The sequence below is a fragment of the Sandaracinaceae bacterium genome (genome assembly GCA_020633055.1).
GTDB lineage: Bacteria > Myxococcota_A > Polyangia > Polyangiales > Houyiibacteriaceae > JADJJE01.
This window is the reverse complement of sequence record JACKEJ010000010.1, coordinates 303,001-316,034: the sequence shown is the minus strand read 5'-3', so window position 1 is coordinate 316,034 and position 13,034 is coordinate 303,001. Positions and strand designations below refer to the sequence as shown.

14 protein-coding genes are annotated in these 13,034 nt (G+C 71.5%); 7 read left to right on the top strand and 7 right to left on the bottom strand.

What is annotated here, in order from left to right; genetic code table 11:
* The first annotated feature begins 87 nt into the window (after window positions 1–87).
* The 3 genes from H6726_23755 to H6726_23745 all read left to right on the top strand — a co-directional run bounded on the left by H6726_23755 (window position 88) and on the right by H6726_23745 (window position 1,937).
* Window positions 88–738, top strand: a complete 651-nt coding sequence (locus H6726_23755) for a PQQ-binding-like beta-propeller repeat protein (protein MCB9660681.1) — start codon at window positions 88–90, stop codon at window positions 736–738.
* A gap of 141 nt (window positions 739–879) precedes the next feature.
* Complete coding sequence (locus tag H6726_23750; GenBank protein ID MCB9660680.1) at window positions 880–1,413, top strand: peroxiredoxin; 534 nt, start codon at window positions 880–882, stop codon at window positions 1,411–1,413.
* Window positions 1,414–1,418: 5 nt separating this feature from the next.
* The gene (locus H6726_23745; GenBank protein MCB9660679.1) at window positions 1,419–1,937 is read left to right on the top strand and encodes a carboxymuconolactone decarboxylase family protein; all 519 of its coding nucleotides are present in this window, start codon (window positions 1,419–1,421) and stop codon (window positions 1,935–1,937) included.
* A 127-nt stretch (window positions 1,938–2,064) separates the two neighbouring features.
* On the opposite strand, the gene H6726_23740 is transcribed toward H6726_23745, so the two are convergent.
* The 5 genes from H6726_23740 to H6726_23720 all read right to left on the bottom strand — a co-directional run bounded on the left by H6726_23740 (window position 2,065) and on the right by H6726_23720 (window position 8,670).
* On the bottom strand, window positions 2,065–5,103 hold the full coding sequence (locus H6726_23740; GenBank protein ID MCB9660678.1) for an SMP-30/gluconolactonase/LRE family protein: 3,039 nt from the start codon (window positions 5,101–5,103) through the stop codon (window positions 2,065–2,067).
* Between the two features lie 167 nt (window positions 5,104–5,270).
* Window positions 5,271–6,092: a hypothetical protein gene (locus H6726_23735; GenBank protein ID MCB9660677.1), complete on the bottom strand. Its 822-nt coding sequence runs from the start codon at window positions 6,090–6,092 to the stop codon at window positions 5,271–5,273.
* Complete coding sequence (locus tag H6726_23730; GenBank protein MCB9660676.1) at window positions 6,089–6,721, bottom strand: hypothetical protein; 633 nt, start codon at window positions 6,719–6,721, stop codon at window positions 6,089–6,091. Before H6726_23730 ends, H6726_23735 begins: the two co-directional genes overlap by 4 nt.
* 173 nt (window positions 6,722–6,894) lie before the next feature.
* Window positions 6,895–7,635, bottom strand: a complete 741-nt coding sequence (locus tag H6726_23725) for a hypothetical protein (protein ID MCB9660675.1) — start codon at window positions 7,633–7,635, stop codon at window positions 6,895–6,897.
* Window positions 7,636–7,680: 45 nt separating this feature from the next.
* Entirely contained in the window at window positions 7,681–8,670 is a 990-nt protein-coding gene (locus tag H6726_23720; protein MCB9660674.1) for a hypothetical protein, read from the bottom strand.
* A 122-nt stretch (window positions 8,671–8,792) separates the two neighbouring features.
* On the opposite strand from H6726_23720, the gene H6726_23715 reads away from it, so the two are divergent.
* From H6726_23715 to H6726_23700, 4 genes are all read left to right on the top strand, one after another.
* Window positions 8,793–9,182: a hypothetical protein gene (locus H6726_23715; protein ID MCB9660673.1), complete on the top strand. Its 390-nt coding sequence runs from the start codon at window positions 8,793–8,795 to the stop codon at window positions 9,180–9,182.
* A gap of 829 nt (window positions 9,183–10,011) precedes the next feature.
* Complete coding sequence (locus H6726_23710) at window positions 10,012–10,161, top strand: hypothetical protein (GenBank protein MCB9660672.1); 150 nt, start codon at window positions 10,012–10,014, stop codon at window positions 10,159–10,161.
* Between the two features lie 5 nt (window positions 10,162–10,166).
* On the top strand, window positions 10,167–10,403 hold the full coding sequence (locus H6726_23705) for a hypothetical protein (GenBank protein ID MCB9660671.1): 237 nt from the start codon (window positions 10,167–10,169) through the stop codon (window positions 10,401–10,403).
* Window positions 10,404–10,428: 25 nt separating this feature from the next.
* On the top strand, window positions 10,429–10,785 hold the full coding sequence (locus tag H6726_23700) for a hypothetical protein (protein ID MCB9660670.1): 357 nt from the start codon (window positions 10,429–10,431) through the stop codon (window positions 10,783–10,785).
* 3 nt (window positions 10,786–10,788) lie between these two features.
* Here H6726_23700 and H6726_23695 read toward each other — a convergent pair whose 3' ends face one another.
* Window positions 10,789–12,282: a HAMP domain-containing histidine kinase gene (locus H6726_23695; protein ID MCB9660669.1), complete on the bottom strand. Its 1,494-nt coding sequence runs from the start codon at window positions 12,280–12,282 to the stop codon at window positions 10,789–10,791.
* Window positions 12,279–12,971 carry a response regulator transcription factor gene (locus H6726_23690; GenBank protein MCB9660668.1) on the bottom strand — a complete coding sequence of 231 codons (693 nt, stop codon included), beginning with the start codon at window positions 12,969–12,971 and terminating at the stop codon, window positions 12,279–12,281. The genes H6726_23695 and H6726_23690 overlap by 4 nt, the downstream gene beginning before the upstream one ends.
* Window positions 12,972–13,034 lie beyond the last annotated feature (63 nt).

Below are 13,034 nucleotides of genomic sequence, written 5' to 3'. Positions count from 1 at the left end.
CCCCACGGCACGCGAGCCGGACCGAGCGCCGCAGGCGGACTCCCGTCCAGGGCTTGCGCGTGCTCCGATCTGTGCTCAGGTCCCCGCGTGCCTCAGGCCATCCCCGGAAAGAAGCTCGCCGTCGGTCTCGTCGTGATCCTGCTCGGCACCATCGGGGCGCTGCTGTGGGGGTACGTCGAGGGGCGCACCTTGCGCGGCGACATCCTGGTCGAGCTGCCCATCCCGCCGTCCGAGTCCACGGTCGAGGAGCGCCTGCTCATCCGTCGGGGGTTCGACCAGCGGCGGCACCTGTTCATGCTGCGTGAGCGAGGTGGCGAGGAGGTCTGGCCCGAGCGCCGCGTGCTCTACGCCCTGCAGGAGGGCACCACGCCCGTCATCGCAGGGGGGCTGGTGCTAGTGCGCACGCGCCGCTCGAGCGGCCTGCACGAGACGCACGCGTTCGACGTGGCCACGGGCGAGTTCAAGTGGGCCTCCGCGACGCCCCTGCCCCCTTTCGACGCCACGGGCGGTCCGGGCCCCACGTTCGTACGGGATGGGGTCGTGACCGAGGTGTACCAGGGAGACCCAGGCGAGATCATCGGCGTGGACCTGGCCACGGGCGAAGAGCGCTACAGGCAGACCGTGTCCGTCCCGCGCGATGCTGCGGTCACGCTCGAAGGGCAGCGCCTGCGGGTCCTGAGCGACCCACCCCTCTGTTTCTCGCAACGGTCCGGCGCGCCCACCGACTGTGCTCCCTGATTTTCGCCGGGGGTCCCACGACCGGGACGTCCGGCGCCAACCCGACCCTTGACAGCGGGGCCCAGAGTTCTTCTGATCCCCGTCCCAATCAACCCAGCCCCGCGCGCGAGCACCCTCCCGCGGGGAAGAGAGAAGAGAAGCATGCTGACGATCGGCGATAAGTTCCCTGCGTTCAACCTCCAGGCGTGTGTGTCCCGCGAGAAGGGCAAGGAGTTCCAGGAGATCAACAACGCCTCGTACAAGGACAAGTGGCTGGTGGTCTTCTTCTGGCCGATGGACTTCACGTTCATCTGCCCGACCGAGATCGCCGAGTTCGGCCGCAAGAACGGCGACTTCGCGGACCGCGACGCGCAGGTCCTCGGCGCCAGCACCGACACGCACTTCGTGCACCTCGCGTGGCGCAACGACCACGCGGACCTGAAGGACCTCCCCTTCCCGATGCTGGCCGACACCAAGCGCGAGCTGAGCGAGTCGCTCGGCATCCTGCACAAGGACGCCGGCGTGTGCCTGCGCGCCACGTACATCGTGGACCCCGAGGGCATCATCCGCTGGGTCAGCGTCAACGACCTGTCGGTCGGTCGCTCGGTGCCCGAGGTGCTGCGCGTCCTCGACGGTCTGCAGACCGACGAGCTGTGCCCCTGCAACTGGGAAAAGGGTCAGCCGACCCTCGGCTGAGAGACATGAAGGCGCTCGAAGAGCTGAGGGCTGAGATCCCCGAGTACGCCAAGGATCTCAAGCTGAACCTGCAGTCGGTGTTGACCCAGTCCTCGCTCGACGAGACCCAGCGCTGGGGGGTCGCGGCCGCTACGGCCATCGCCACGCGCAACGCCAAGCTGCGCGAGGCGACGCTTGCGGATGCGGCCAACCACGTCAGCGCGGAGGTCATCGACGACGCGCGCGCGGTGGCGTCGATGATGGGCATGAACAACGTCTACTACCGCTTCCGCCACTTCATGGGCGAGAGCGACTACAAGACGATGCGCGCCAACCTGCGCATGCACCGGGTGGGCAAGCCCGCGGCCGACAAGCTCGGCTTCGAGCTGATGAGCCTCGCGGTGAGCGCCATCGGCGGCTGCGAGATGTGCGTCAACAGCCACGAGAAGGTGGTCATCGAGGGCGGGCTCACCAAGGAGCAGGTCCACGACGCCGTGCGCATCGCCGCGGTGATGCACGGCGTGGCCGTCGCGCTGGATCAGTGAGTCGGAGCGTCGGGGCGGCCAGCGGGTGATCGCTGGTCGCTCGCGCCGCGCCCGTCGAGCGTGGCCGGGAAACGGGAACCAGGACGGGAGCGACGAGAGATGCCGAGCCCGTGACCCGGGTTCGCCTTCACGCGCGCCTGCGGCGCCGCCCGACCAGCGCGACCACGAGCACGCTCAGTAGGCCTGCAGGCGCGCGCTCGGCGGTTCGTTCGTCGCCCACGCGGCAGCCGCAGCCGCCGCCTCCCGTGCGGCCGGGGCCACCGTCAGGGGCGCCCATGTCGATCATGGCCATGTCGACCGTCCCCATGTCGGGTGTGGGTGGGCCGCCTGCGTCCATCAGCAGGTCTGCCGGGAAGCTGCTGGGGTCGAGGGGATCGGTGCCGCGGTCGCGCTCGTCTCCGTCGAGCGCGAAGTCTCCGTCGCGGTCCACGCCCGCGCGGTAGCCGGTGCGCGGGGGCATGCAGGTGAACGTGACCACGCTCTCTTCGGTGAGGTCCAGCATCGCCGTGTGCGAGAGCAGCTCGCCCAGCCGGTCGCTCTGCCATTGCCCGAGCGGCGCGTCCCACACGTAGCCGCGCTCCTCGCCCGTGCTCGTCAGCGCGCTCGCGATGAGGTCGCACTCGCGCCCCATCACGCCGCCGGGCTCCAGCTGGGTGGCGTCTGCGCGCGCCCGGAGCAGCGCGAGGCGCTGCGTGGCGGTGACATCCGCGCCCGGGCCCACGCTCACCTGCTGTCCCACGGCGGGCGCCAGGTCGCTGTCGAACTCCATCATCAGCTCCACGACGTCGGCGCGCTCGCCCGTGTTCCGGAAGCTGAAGACGCTCGCGTGGAAGAAGTGCTCCACGGTGTCGATGGAGCCGTCGTGCAAGTAGCCGAAGCCGCGCACCTGCGGGCCTGTCAGGGTGGCGTCGATGGGCGCCAAGAACGTGGTGTTGGGCATGCCGAACATGCCCACCTTCTGATAGAGGTTGCGCAGGTGCGCGACCTTGAACTCCTGGGTCTCGTTCTCGAAGGTAGTGCGCCCGCCGCTGCCGAAGAAGCCCTGGGCGCGGTCGTACGCGTGGCAGCCGTTGCAGGTGGCGGCGGGGTCGACGTTGCGCGTCATGAACGTGGTGAGGCCGCGCGCGCCAGCCGCGCTCAGCGTGTTGTCCAAGCTGCGCGCGGGGTTGGGTGGGTACGTGAGCTGCAGCGCGAAGTCCGTGAAGGCCTGCATGTCCGCTTCGCTGAGCGGGCCCTCGTCGCGTCCCACCAGCCCGCCGAAGGCGACGTTGAACGCGCGGAAGGCGGCGCCCTCGTCGAAGGCCCCGTCGGGGTTCGCGCCAGTCGCGCCCGTGCGGTCGCCGCGCCAGTGCATCGGGCCCACGTGCATGAGGCCACGCAGCGACTGGGTGGTCATGGGCCCCTTGAGTGGATGGAAGGGCAGCTGGTTGCCGATGGCGACCACCGGGTTGAAGCTGCTCGTCACGTTTCCGTCAGGGTCGCCCAGGTCCCAGGCCAGGTCGTCCATGTCGCCGAACACGTGGCAGCTGCCGCACGAGGCCTCGCCGTTGCTGGACGTCAGCTGCGCGTCGTAGAGGAAGCGCCGCCCGTCGACCACGCTGGTGGGCTCGGGGTTGTGGAGCAGCACGTGGCTCTGCTCCGTTCCGTCGCCGAGGCTCAGCACGGACACGCCGTTGTCGAAGCGCGTGGTCACGAACGCGACGCTGCCGGTGGGGTCCAGCACCACCCCGGTGGGGCCGCCGCCGCTGACCGTGATGCGGTCGTCCACGGTGGGCGTGAACGTACCCGCCTCCAGCTCGGCGACGTCGATGACAGCCACCGCGCCGGAGCCGAAGGCGGCGACGTAGAGCGTGGCGCCGTCGGCGGAGATGGCGGCCCCCATCGGCGTGGCGAACGAGCGCGGCCCGACGTCGGCGGGCATGGGCGTGGTCTCGTAGGGGATGTGCGGGTTCAGGTGGTGCGGGGTGGCCGTGGTTCCGTCCACGACCGTCACGCGCGCCTCGTGCAGGTGCCCACGCACGCTGGCCGGGACACCGGGGGGCTTGAGCATGTTGTCGCGCACGAACGTGCCAGGGCCCTCGAAGCGCACCTCGTTGTGTGCCTCCGTGTTGGTCACGAAGAGCCGTCCGGTGGTGGGGTGCACCACCATGTTGAACAGCACGGTGCCCACGCCCGCGATCTGCCGCGTGACGTCGACCGCTCCCACGGCGGCGTCGGCGTCCAGCGCGAACACGTCGTAGTCCGGGAGCTCGAAGCGCACCGCCGGGCTCCAGTCACGGCCCAGCTCGTCGTGCCACTCGTCGCTGCCCTGGTCGTAGCGCACGATCAAGCCCACCTCGGGCCCTGGCGCGCCGCTGTGGTTGCCGCGCGGGGAGGGCAGGCCGCCCGGGTAGGTCACGGACGCGAACGAGCACGTGCCGTTGGTGGCGCCGTCGCAGACCACCCCCTCGGTCACGGTGGTGGTCTGGTTGCCCGAGCGAAAGACTGCCGCGTACACCTCGGTGCCGTCGGGGCTCACGGCCAGCGCGCGGGGGCGGTCGCCGAAGAGCGTGACGATCTGTTGTGGACCGCCGGCCCCGGGGGAGGCAGCGAGCGCGTCGAAGACCCACACGTCGGCGCGTCCGATGCCGGGGGTGTTCGGCTCGCCCGACGGGTAGGGCGAGTGCTGACCGCGATGCGCGGTGGTGATGAACGCCCGCTCCGCGCCCGGAGCTCCAGCGAACACGACGTCACGGGGCTCGTCACCGACCCACAGGGTGTGCGTGACGTGGAGCGTGCCCCCCGCGTTGCTGAGCACGCTGACGCTGTCCGACAGGTGGTTCACGACCCACACGCGACCGTCTGGGGCCAGCGCCACGGCGACCGGCTCGAGTCCGACGCGCACGGAGCGCGTGTGCGTGAGGCCCGTCACGCCTACGTCGAACACCTCGAGCCGCGCGTCGGGCGTGTTCACGACGTACAGCGTGCTGCCGTCCGTGGAGAGGGCCATGGGCCGCACGGGGTCGGACTCGAACAGACGGTACTCGCGCTGCGCCGAGACGCGGGAGGCGGTCGGCCACGCGGTGGCGAGCGCGGCCGTGAGCACGAGGAGCGTGATGCGCGCGAGGTGCACGCGCGGCTGGGCACGCCGGCGAGGAGCGCGCGCGCGACGGAAGGCTGCAGTCATCCGCTCAGCATGCCGGTCCGTGGGTCGCGCGGAAACCCCTCACGCGCGCGCGAGGGTCACAAACCGTATGCTGCTTGCCTGCGCCCCGAGGCATGCCGAGCGCGTGGTCGCGCCGACGACGCAAGGACCACGGCGTCGGCACGCTCGGCACATCGGGAGCGGTCAGGTCACGTGGGCGTCGGGGGCTCGTGCGCTCGCTCCTGGGCCACGGCGACGCCCAACGCGCGCGCCTCGTCGTCCGCGCAGATCTGCGCCAGGTAGGCGTCCACGCGCTCGCCCGCCACCGCGCGCTGCGCGCGGCGGTACACGCCGTAGGTCCCGACCGCGGCCAGCAGGAAGACCCCAGCGGCCCACCACCCGAGGCTGCGTCGCTCCTCGTGTGCGGAGCGCAGCTGCCCTTCGAGGCCCAGCGCTTCGACGCGCACGTAGAGGGCTCCCAGACGACGGTGCGCGTGCCGCCCGTCGAGCGCGCGGTCTGCGGCGCGCCGGATGTGCTGCCGGATGCCCCGCCCCACTTGGATGCCCGCGCCGACGTCGAGGGACGTCTGCTCGCCCACCTCGAAGCGCGCGCTGCTCGCGAAGCGCACGCGCTGAATGGCGTCGCCCTCCACCGTCGGGATGGGGAGACGCGGGAGCGCGAGCGCGATGTCGCGCGGCAGCGTCGTGCGCAGGTGGACGCGCGCCCCGTGAGGCATGGCGCGTTGCGCGACCAAGCGCGTGGCGCGCTGGTCGGTGTAGTCGGTGCGCCACCCTTCGGCGCTCAGCGTCGCGCCCGTCGGCAGCGGTGGCGTCAGGGTGATCGACTCGCCTTCGGCGGTGGAGTCGACGATGACCCACGTGCTGTCGACCACCAGCTCGTCCGCCCGCAGGTCGACGTAGTGGTCGGCGGCCACGATGCGCGGCCCCGCGTCGTCCGCCTGCGCGTGCGCGCCCCCGCCGAGGGCGAGCGTGAGCGCCCCCAGCACGAGCGTCCGGCTGCGTCGCGTCATCGCGTCACCAGCGCGTCGATGCCGCCGTCGAAGGTGTCGGCCTGCGGCAGGATGGGCGAGAGCACCGCGATGAGCTGCAGCATCATCGCGAGCTTCACCGCGGTGAACACGCCCACGGCCAGCAAGAGGCCGCGGCGCCGCGTGCCGGGCACGATGCTGCGCAGGCTGACGCGCACGAACACCCACGCGCCCACGGTCACACCCAGCACCGCGCTGCCGAGCCCCAGCAGCGGTCCGGCCCACGCGCTGGTGTGGTAGTAGATGGCCACCAGGGGCGACAGCACGGCCATGACGAGCGTGCCCGCGAAGACGGACGTGGCGTAGCTGAGCAAGAGATCCGTGGCGCGCGCGCCGCTGTCGGCCAAGTACGCCGTGAGCAACCCGGCGGGGATGGCCGACAGGCCCGACAGCAGCACGATGGCCGGCACCTTGTAGAGGTTCGCGACCGCGAGCAGCGGCGACATGCTGCCCGCCGCGAGGCCCCACAGCGCGGCCATCAGCACCGCCGAGAGGGCAGCGAAGGCGGCGAGCTGTGTGCGGCGCGCGGTGGTCTCGCGCTCGGTGGGGGCGTGACCCGCGGCCGACTCGAGCAGCGCGCGGAAGTTGTCGATGGGTGTCGCTACATTCATGGGGACTCCTCCTGGCGCCCGTGGCGCGTCGTGCGAACCGTTCTGGTTCGTTGGGAGGAGCCTTACGCACCGAGATGTGGGTCGTCCGAGCGCGGCGTGAATCGTTCGCGCATTCGTTGTGAATGCGGTGTGAATGGGCTGGCGCGGATTCGACCGGACCGTGTCTCGGTCGCTCAGCGCGCGACGGCGCTGAACAGCATCCCGAGCACGCAGCCCAGCGGCGGGCCCGCGAGCACGGCGGCGACGGACGCGACGAACAGCGCGCGACGCGCGGAGAACGAGCGCTTGGCGAGCGCGTTCGCGAACGAGGCCACGCGCGCGGCGTGCTCCGACTCGGAGGTGGCGGCCAGCTGTTGTGGGACCAGCGCGCGGGCGTCGACCACGTTGTCGGTCTGGCAGAAGCCGCAGCGCACGGTGGCGGCGCGCTCGGGGATCTGCACGGGCGCGCCGCACAGGTGGCAGCGCGGGGGCGCGCGGGTGTCTTCGGGGGGCAGCACCGTGGGCATGGGTGCGGGCTTGTTCCGCGCGTGGCGGGTGAAGAGCACCGCCACGGCCACCATGGGGAACAACAGCAAGAGCGGGCCCGCGCAGAACCCGACGGTCGCGGGGCTCGGGTCGTCCATGAAGAGCAGCGCCATGAACACCGAGACGGACAGCGCGCCGCCCAGGACGATGACCCCGTTCCACACGCGCAGGGTCTCGACGAGCTGGCTTGCGCCCGCCTTGCGCGTCACCTGCGCCGACTGGACACGTTGGTCGTGCAGGGCCCGCAGCTGCGCCGTCGCGCGCTCGATCGCGGCCCGGAGCTCGGGGGCGGGCGTGCCCGTCCACCCGCACGGACACGCGAGCGCATCCGGCGTCGCGAGGGACACCGGCCTCGGGCGCCCACAGGCCCCACACGACGCAGTCAGCATGACGCGCAGCGTACCAGACGTGTGGCGTCGTCCGCGCGCAGGCGGTCAGCAGGTTCGGTGGCTCGTGACCAGCCAGGTCAGCACGACGCGCAGCGCGCGGCCCACGTCGCGAGCGTGGGCGGCGGCCTCGCTGCGCTCGTTGCTGGTGTGCGCGTGCGCCGCGGCCGTGTGCGGCAACGTGGTGCAGGTCTGGGCGGTGACGATGCGCAGGCGACCGGGGTCCTCGTCCGTCACCTGCACACCGGCGGGACCGAAGCCGACGGCGAGCACCTCGCGCAACGGTAGCTCCACGTGGGTCGCCAGCTCGGGGTGCCCAGTGCACGCCACGGTCAGCTGGCGGTCGTCGACGGTCAGCGCGAGGCGCTCATCGCGAGCGAACAGCGCGCGCGTGAGTACGTCACGCAGCATGTTCAGCACGCCCCGGAACGAGCGCTGCAGCAACACCAGCGCAGGCGCGAACAGCGCGATGGGGACCAGCATCAGCAACCACAGCGGCCGTCGGGGGACGCGTCGCGCGCGGCTCGCGGCGAACTGCCGCGCGTGGCTGTGGCGCACTTCGAACCCCGCTCGGGTGAGTGTCTCGAGCGCGTCCATCGGCGGGGGAGGTGGGCCTGCGCGGTAGCCCTCCGGGGGAGGCGTGCCCGGGGCGATGGGCGCGAGGGTGTCCACCACCTTCTCGGCTGCGCCCAGCGCCTGGTGACGCGCGATGACGCGCACCACCGCACCACATCCGAAGGCCGCGCTGACGCCGCGCGGGAGTAGCTCGTCCTCGACGCCCGACGCTGCGGGGTGGAGCGTGAGCGTGCGCAGCGGGCGGCCGTGCTCGTCGGTCCAGTCCAGACGGAGGCCTGCGGGGGCCGGCGCGGCTTCGCCTTCGTCGCCCAGGAGATCGTCGAGCGCACGGTTCACGCGGCTCGCTCCGGTGTGCTTGCGAAAGCGCGTGAGGTCCAGCGTGGCTGCGCCGACGGGGGGCTCGGCGCCGAGGAAGCGGGCGAGCGCCTCGGCTTCGGGGTGGGCGGCGGTGTCGTCGTGCATGTCGAAGCGCGCCTGGCGACGGCGGCTCGGAGGGAGCGCACCGACGGGGCCCCAGGGAGCATGCCGGTCGTCGCGCGCTTGACGCAACCGCAGGGCCGTTTCGGCGCTATGCTGGTCGCCCGATGAAGGTGCTCTACGACGATCCCAATTTCAGCGTGGTGTACTACCCGCTCGACAAGGTCATGGTCGCCACGCGCAAGGCCTCGGACGCCAGCGTCGAGGAAGCGCTCGGCAGCATGCGCAAGGCCCTCGCCATCGACGTGCGCGAGTACATGCCCTACGCGATGATCCTCGACGTGCGGGCCGTGATCGGTCGTAGCGACCCCGACTTCGAGCGCGCCACCGCGGAGCTGCGGGGCATCGCGCAGCGTCAGGTCACGCGCTTCGTCACGTTGGTCGCCACCGTCGCGGGCGCGCTGCAGGTGCGCCGCATGTCGGCGGAGTCGGGCTACCCGTTGCTGGTGGCCACCACCGAAGAGGAGGCGTTCCGGCTGGCGCGTGGAGGGGCCTGAGTGGCCGGGAGTGACGGCGCCTCTTCCACTGGGCGGGAGCATGTGGTGGGGCGCTCGGGGGGCTGCGGCAAACGTTCGTATCGTGGGTGTCGCGAGCGTCTCTGTGTTCGCCATGCTCTTGGTGGTGAATCCGGCGCTGTGGGAGATACTGTGCTGGTGACCCGTCCTCCATGCCCCTGGTGAGTGGCGGCGATGCACCTCGGACCGCTGTCGTTCGTCCTGCTCGCCGCGTTGGTCGCGTGGGCGCCAGCGGCGACTCCGCCCGGGCGCCCGCGCCGTGCCGCGGGTGTGGCGCTCTGTGGTCTGGGAGCCCTTGTGCTGACGGGGCTGGCGTGGCGCGTTGCGGTCCGGGCAACCGCCGTCGCGGATGGCGCGCGAGCGCGCATTCTCGACGTCCAAAGGACTGACCACGACGTTCGTCCTTGGGTCCGCTACGCCGTCGTGGGGGGCGCCTGCGACGGCGTCGTCGTGGTCGAGCAGGTGGGACGGTCCTACCTTGTCGAACGGGGTTGTCGGTCCGACACGGCGTGCGTCGGCGAGCACATTCCCGTGTGGGCGAACGCGTCATGTTCGGAGGTCTTCGTCGATCCGCTGGACGGGTGTCTGGCCGAGGCCGTCTCGGCCGTTCTGTCGGGGCTGGTGCTCCTGCTCGGCGGGATCTCTTGCCTCTGGTACTCACGCGAAAGAGGCGCGAGCCGCGCCAGACCGACCCGAATCGACGCAAACCGCTAGACGAGGCGTCGGGCGTGCGTGAGGATGGAACTGGCCATGCTCGAGACGCTCGGCGACTACGTGCCATACGTGCCGGGTGCCCTCGCAGTGTTCTGGCTTGGACATCGTTCGCGTGGGCGCTCGTAGGCAATTCGAGTCCCTCGACGGGGGGCGGCAGGTGCGCGTGTGGGTCGGGCTGGACGCGCTGGGGGTGGACCCCGCCTATGACCTGAACGAGAACCGCACGAACGCGGCGGAGCCCGTATGAGTGGCATGAAGTTGAAACTGCTTGTCTCGGAGCTGAAGCGTACGTCCGGTGACCCAGCTGTGGCCGCACACCTGGTGTCGACGCTCGACGAGGAGCACGGGCTCGAGAACATGATTCGCACGGCGATGTCAGAAGTAGACAACGAAGTCTCGGCATTCCTGTGGTGGATTGCCGCGTGGAGCCGTCGAGTCCAAGAGATGGTCGGAGTACGAGACATGCCGTCCGAAGCTAGAGGCCACTGACGGCGCTGCGAGTGTTCCAGGTGCCTTGCTCGTCCTCGAGTGGGACATGCGCGCGCTCTGCGCCGACGGGAACTACTCGCGCATAACCATCGAAGCGTCGTGCTTCCGGAAGCAACATCCCCACGAAACCTATGCGGAGCACCTGTGCTTGGTGTTCGAGGGCGTTCGTTCCGCGCTCCAGGACGGAGACACGGCGGAAGCACTCAGGCTGCTGTCACGGAGTGTTCGCGTGCGCGGACTGCTCGATGGATGTGCGGCCTATCGCGGTCTTTGTGATGCGCTGTTCGATGTGCTCGACCAGCTCGGTGTCGATGCGACCGCAACCGAGATGCGAGAGTTCGCCGAAGCCCAATCGCGCATCTTGGCCGCTTTGGGGGGGTGAGGGTCACCCCGCGGACGGCAGGATCACGTGGAACGTCGCGCCGCGGCCAGGCTCGGACGCGGCCCACACGCGGCCTCCGTGGGTCTCGATGATGGCGCGCACCAGGGCCAGGCCCAGGCCCGTGCCGCCAGCGCCGGCGCGGCGGGTGAAGAAGCGGTCGAACACGCGGGGGAGGTCTTCGGGGGCGATGCCAGGTCCGTCGTCGCTCACGGTGAGGTGGACGCCTTCGGCGGTGCTCGTCACGTGCACGTGGACGGCGGCGGTCGCGAACGCGAACGCGTTGTCCAGCAGGTTGCCGAGGGCTGCCTCGAGGCGGTCGGGGACGCCGCGCACGGAGAGCGCGTCGTCGTCGACGGTGAGCTCCACGCGCTTGTCGCCCGCAGTTGCGTCACGCGCGGCGCGGGCCACCAAGGCGCGGGCCAGCTGCTCGATGTCGACGGTTTCGTAGTCGCTCTCGTCCCAGCCGGTCTCGGCGTGGGCCAGCTCGAGGAAGTCGTCCAGCACGTGCTGGAGGCGCTCGCTGCTGTCGTGGATGACGCGGGCGAGGCGCTCGAGGCGGGCGGGGTCGTGCTGCCCCTCGGCGAGCTTGTCGGACGCGGCGCGCAGCGCGGCCACGGGGCTCTTGAACTCGTGGGCCAGGTCCGCCACGAAGGCCTCGTGCTCGCGGTTGCGGCTGGCGAGGCGCGCGGCCAGGCGGTTGAAGGCGTGGGCCAGCGCGCCCAGCTCGTCCTTGCGCGTGACCGGCAGGTCGGGCTCGGGGGCGCTCATGTCCGCGCGGCGGTCCACCTCGCGGCGCAGCTGCTCGATGGGGCGGATCATGCGCCACGAGAGGAACGCGCCCAGCAGCAGGGCCCACGGGAGCAGGAAGAAACACAAGCGCAGCAGCTGGTAGCGCTGCTCCACCAGCGCCCCCACGGTGCGTCGCTCGGCGCGCTCCATGAGCACGAAGTGCGCGCCGCACGCGGCGATGGCGTGGCAGCGCCACTGACGCCCCTCGGCGGCGGTGTGGCAGGCGGCGTGCTCGCCGCGCTCGCGCGCCAGGGCGAAGGAGTCGCGCAACGCGGGGGAGCGCACGAGGTCGTCAGCCGCGTCCACGGGCGGTAGCTCGGAGTCGCCGAACAAGAAGGCCTGCACGCGCTCCACGATGTTCGGCCGGTGGCTCTCGCCCACGGTGGTGACCACCTCGCCCGCGCGCGTGAGCAGCCGCACGCGTCCGCCGTTCGCGGCCTGCACGTGGGCCAGCAGCCGCCCGTGCTCCTCGCTCGGCGCGTGCTCGATGTGCCGCCCCAGCGCGCGGGTCTCGCGCAGGAGCGTCTCCGCAAGAACCAGGGCGTCGCGCTCGGACACCGTGGCGGCGACGCTGGCGACGATGAGCGGCAGCGCGCACACGAGGGCCAACACGAGCAGGACCCGCACGCGCAGGGACGGGCCCGCCCGGTGCAGTCGCTCCTCGAGCGAGGGACGCGCGGAGCACTCCACGATGGGGCGGCGCGTCATGGCTCGTCGCGCCAGCGGTAGCCCGCGCCCACGCGCGTCTCGATGCGGTCGAACCCCGCGTCCACGCGCTCGAACTTGCGCCGCAGGCTGCGCACGTAGGTGTCCACCAGGCGCTCGGCCACCACGCTGTCGTCGTCGCGGATGGCCACAAGCAGCTGCTCGCGCGTGCGCACCACGCCCGCCCGCGTGGCCAGCGCCTCCACCAGGCGGTACTCGGTGACCGTGAGCGGCAGCAGCGCTCCACCGTAGCGCGCCTCGAGACGCGCCGGAGACAGCTGCAGCGCGCCCACCGTCCGCGAGTCCTCACTCGCCGCGTCGGGGGCGACCGTGCCCAGGTGGCTCCGGCGCAGCAGAGCCGCGATGCGCGCCAAGAGCACGCGGTTGCTGGCGGGTTTGCTGATGTAGTCGTCCGCGCCCAGGTCGAGGCCCAGGGCTTCGTCCACCTCGCTATCCCGCGAGGTGAGCAGGATGATGGGCACGGACTCGCCTGCGTCGCGCAGCGCGCGGCAGAACGAGAAGCCGTCCACGTGCGGCATGTTCACGTCGCACACCACGATGTCCGGGCGCTGCGCCATGAACTGGGCTCGCCCGGCGCGTCCGTCTGGCGCGCTCTGCACACGGTAGCCGGCGTCCTCCAGCACCATGCTCAGCACGTCGCGCAGGCTGGGGTCGTCGTCCAGCAACAGCACCCGCGCGCCAGCCTGGGGGGCCCCTGCCTCCCGCACCCTCAGCCGCCCCCTCGGCTCACGCGC

Excerpts from the sequence above, each read along its gene's own strand:
- H6726_23750 (MCB9660680.1), top strand. The coding sequence starts at position 880 with ATGCTGACGATCGGCGATAAGTTCCCTGCGTTCAACCTCCAGGCGTGT.
- H6726_23745 (MCB9660679.1), top strand. The coding sequence starts at position 1,419 with ATGAAGGCGCTCGAAGAGCTGAGGGCTGAGATCCCCGAGTACGCCAAG.
- H6726_23740 (MCB9660678.1), bottom strand. The coding sequence starts at position 5,103 with ATGACTGCAGCCTTCCGTCGCGCGCGCGCTCCTCGCCGGCGTGCCCAG.
- H6726_23735 (MCB9660677.1), bottom strand. The coding sequence starts at position 6,092 with ATGACGCGACGCAGCCGGACGCTCGTGCTGGGGGCGCTCACGCTCGCC.
- H6726_23730 (MCB9660676.1), bottom strand. The coding sequence starts at position 6,721 with ATGAATGTAGCGACACCCATCGACAACTTCCGCGCGCTGCTCGAGTCG.
- H6726_23725 (MCB9660675.1), bottom strand. The coding sequence starts at position 7,635 with ATGCTGACTGCGTCGTGTGGGGCCTGTGGGCGCCCGAGGCCGGTGTCC.
- H6726_23720 (MCB9660674.1), bottom strand. The coding sequence starts at position 8,670 with ATGCACGACGACACCGCCGCCCACCCCGAAGCCGAGGCGCTCGCCCGC.
- H6726_23715 (MCB9660673.1), top strand. The coding sequence starts at position 8,793 with ATGAAGGTGCTCTACGACGATCCCAATTTCAGCGTGGTGTACTACCCG.
- H6726_23705 (MCB9660671.1), top strand. The coding sequence starts at position 10,167 with ATGAAGTTGAAACTGCTTGTCTCGGAGCTGAAGCGTACGTCCGGTGAC.
- H6726_23695 (MCB9660669.1), bottom strand. The coding sequence starts at position 12,282 with ATGACGCGCCGCCCCATCGTGGAGTGCTCCGCGCGTCCCTCGCTCGAG.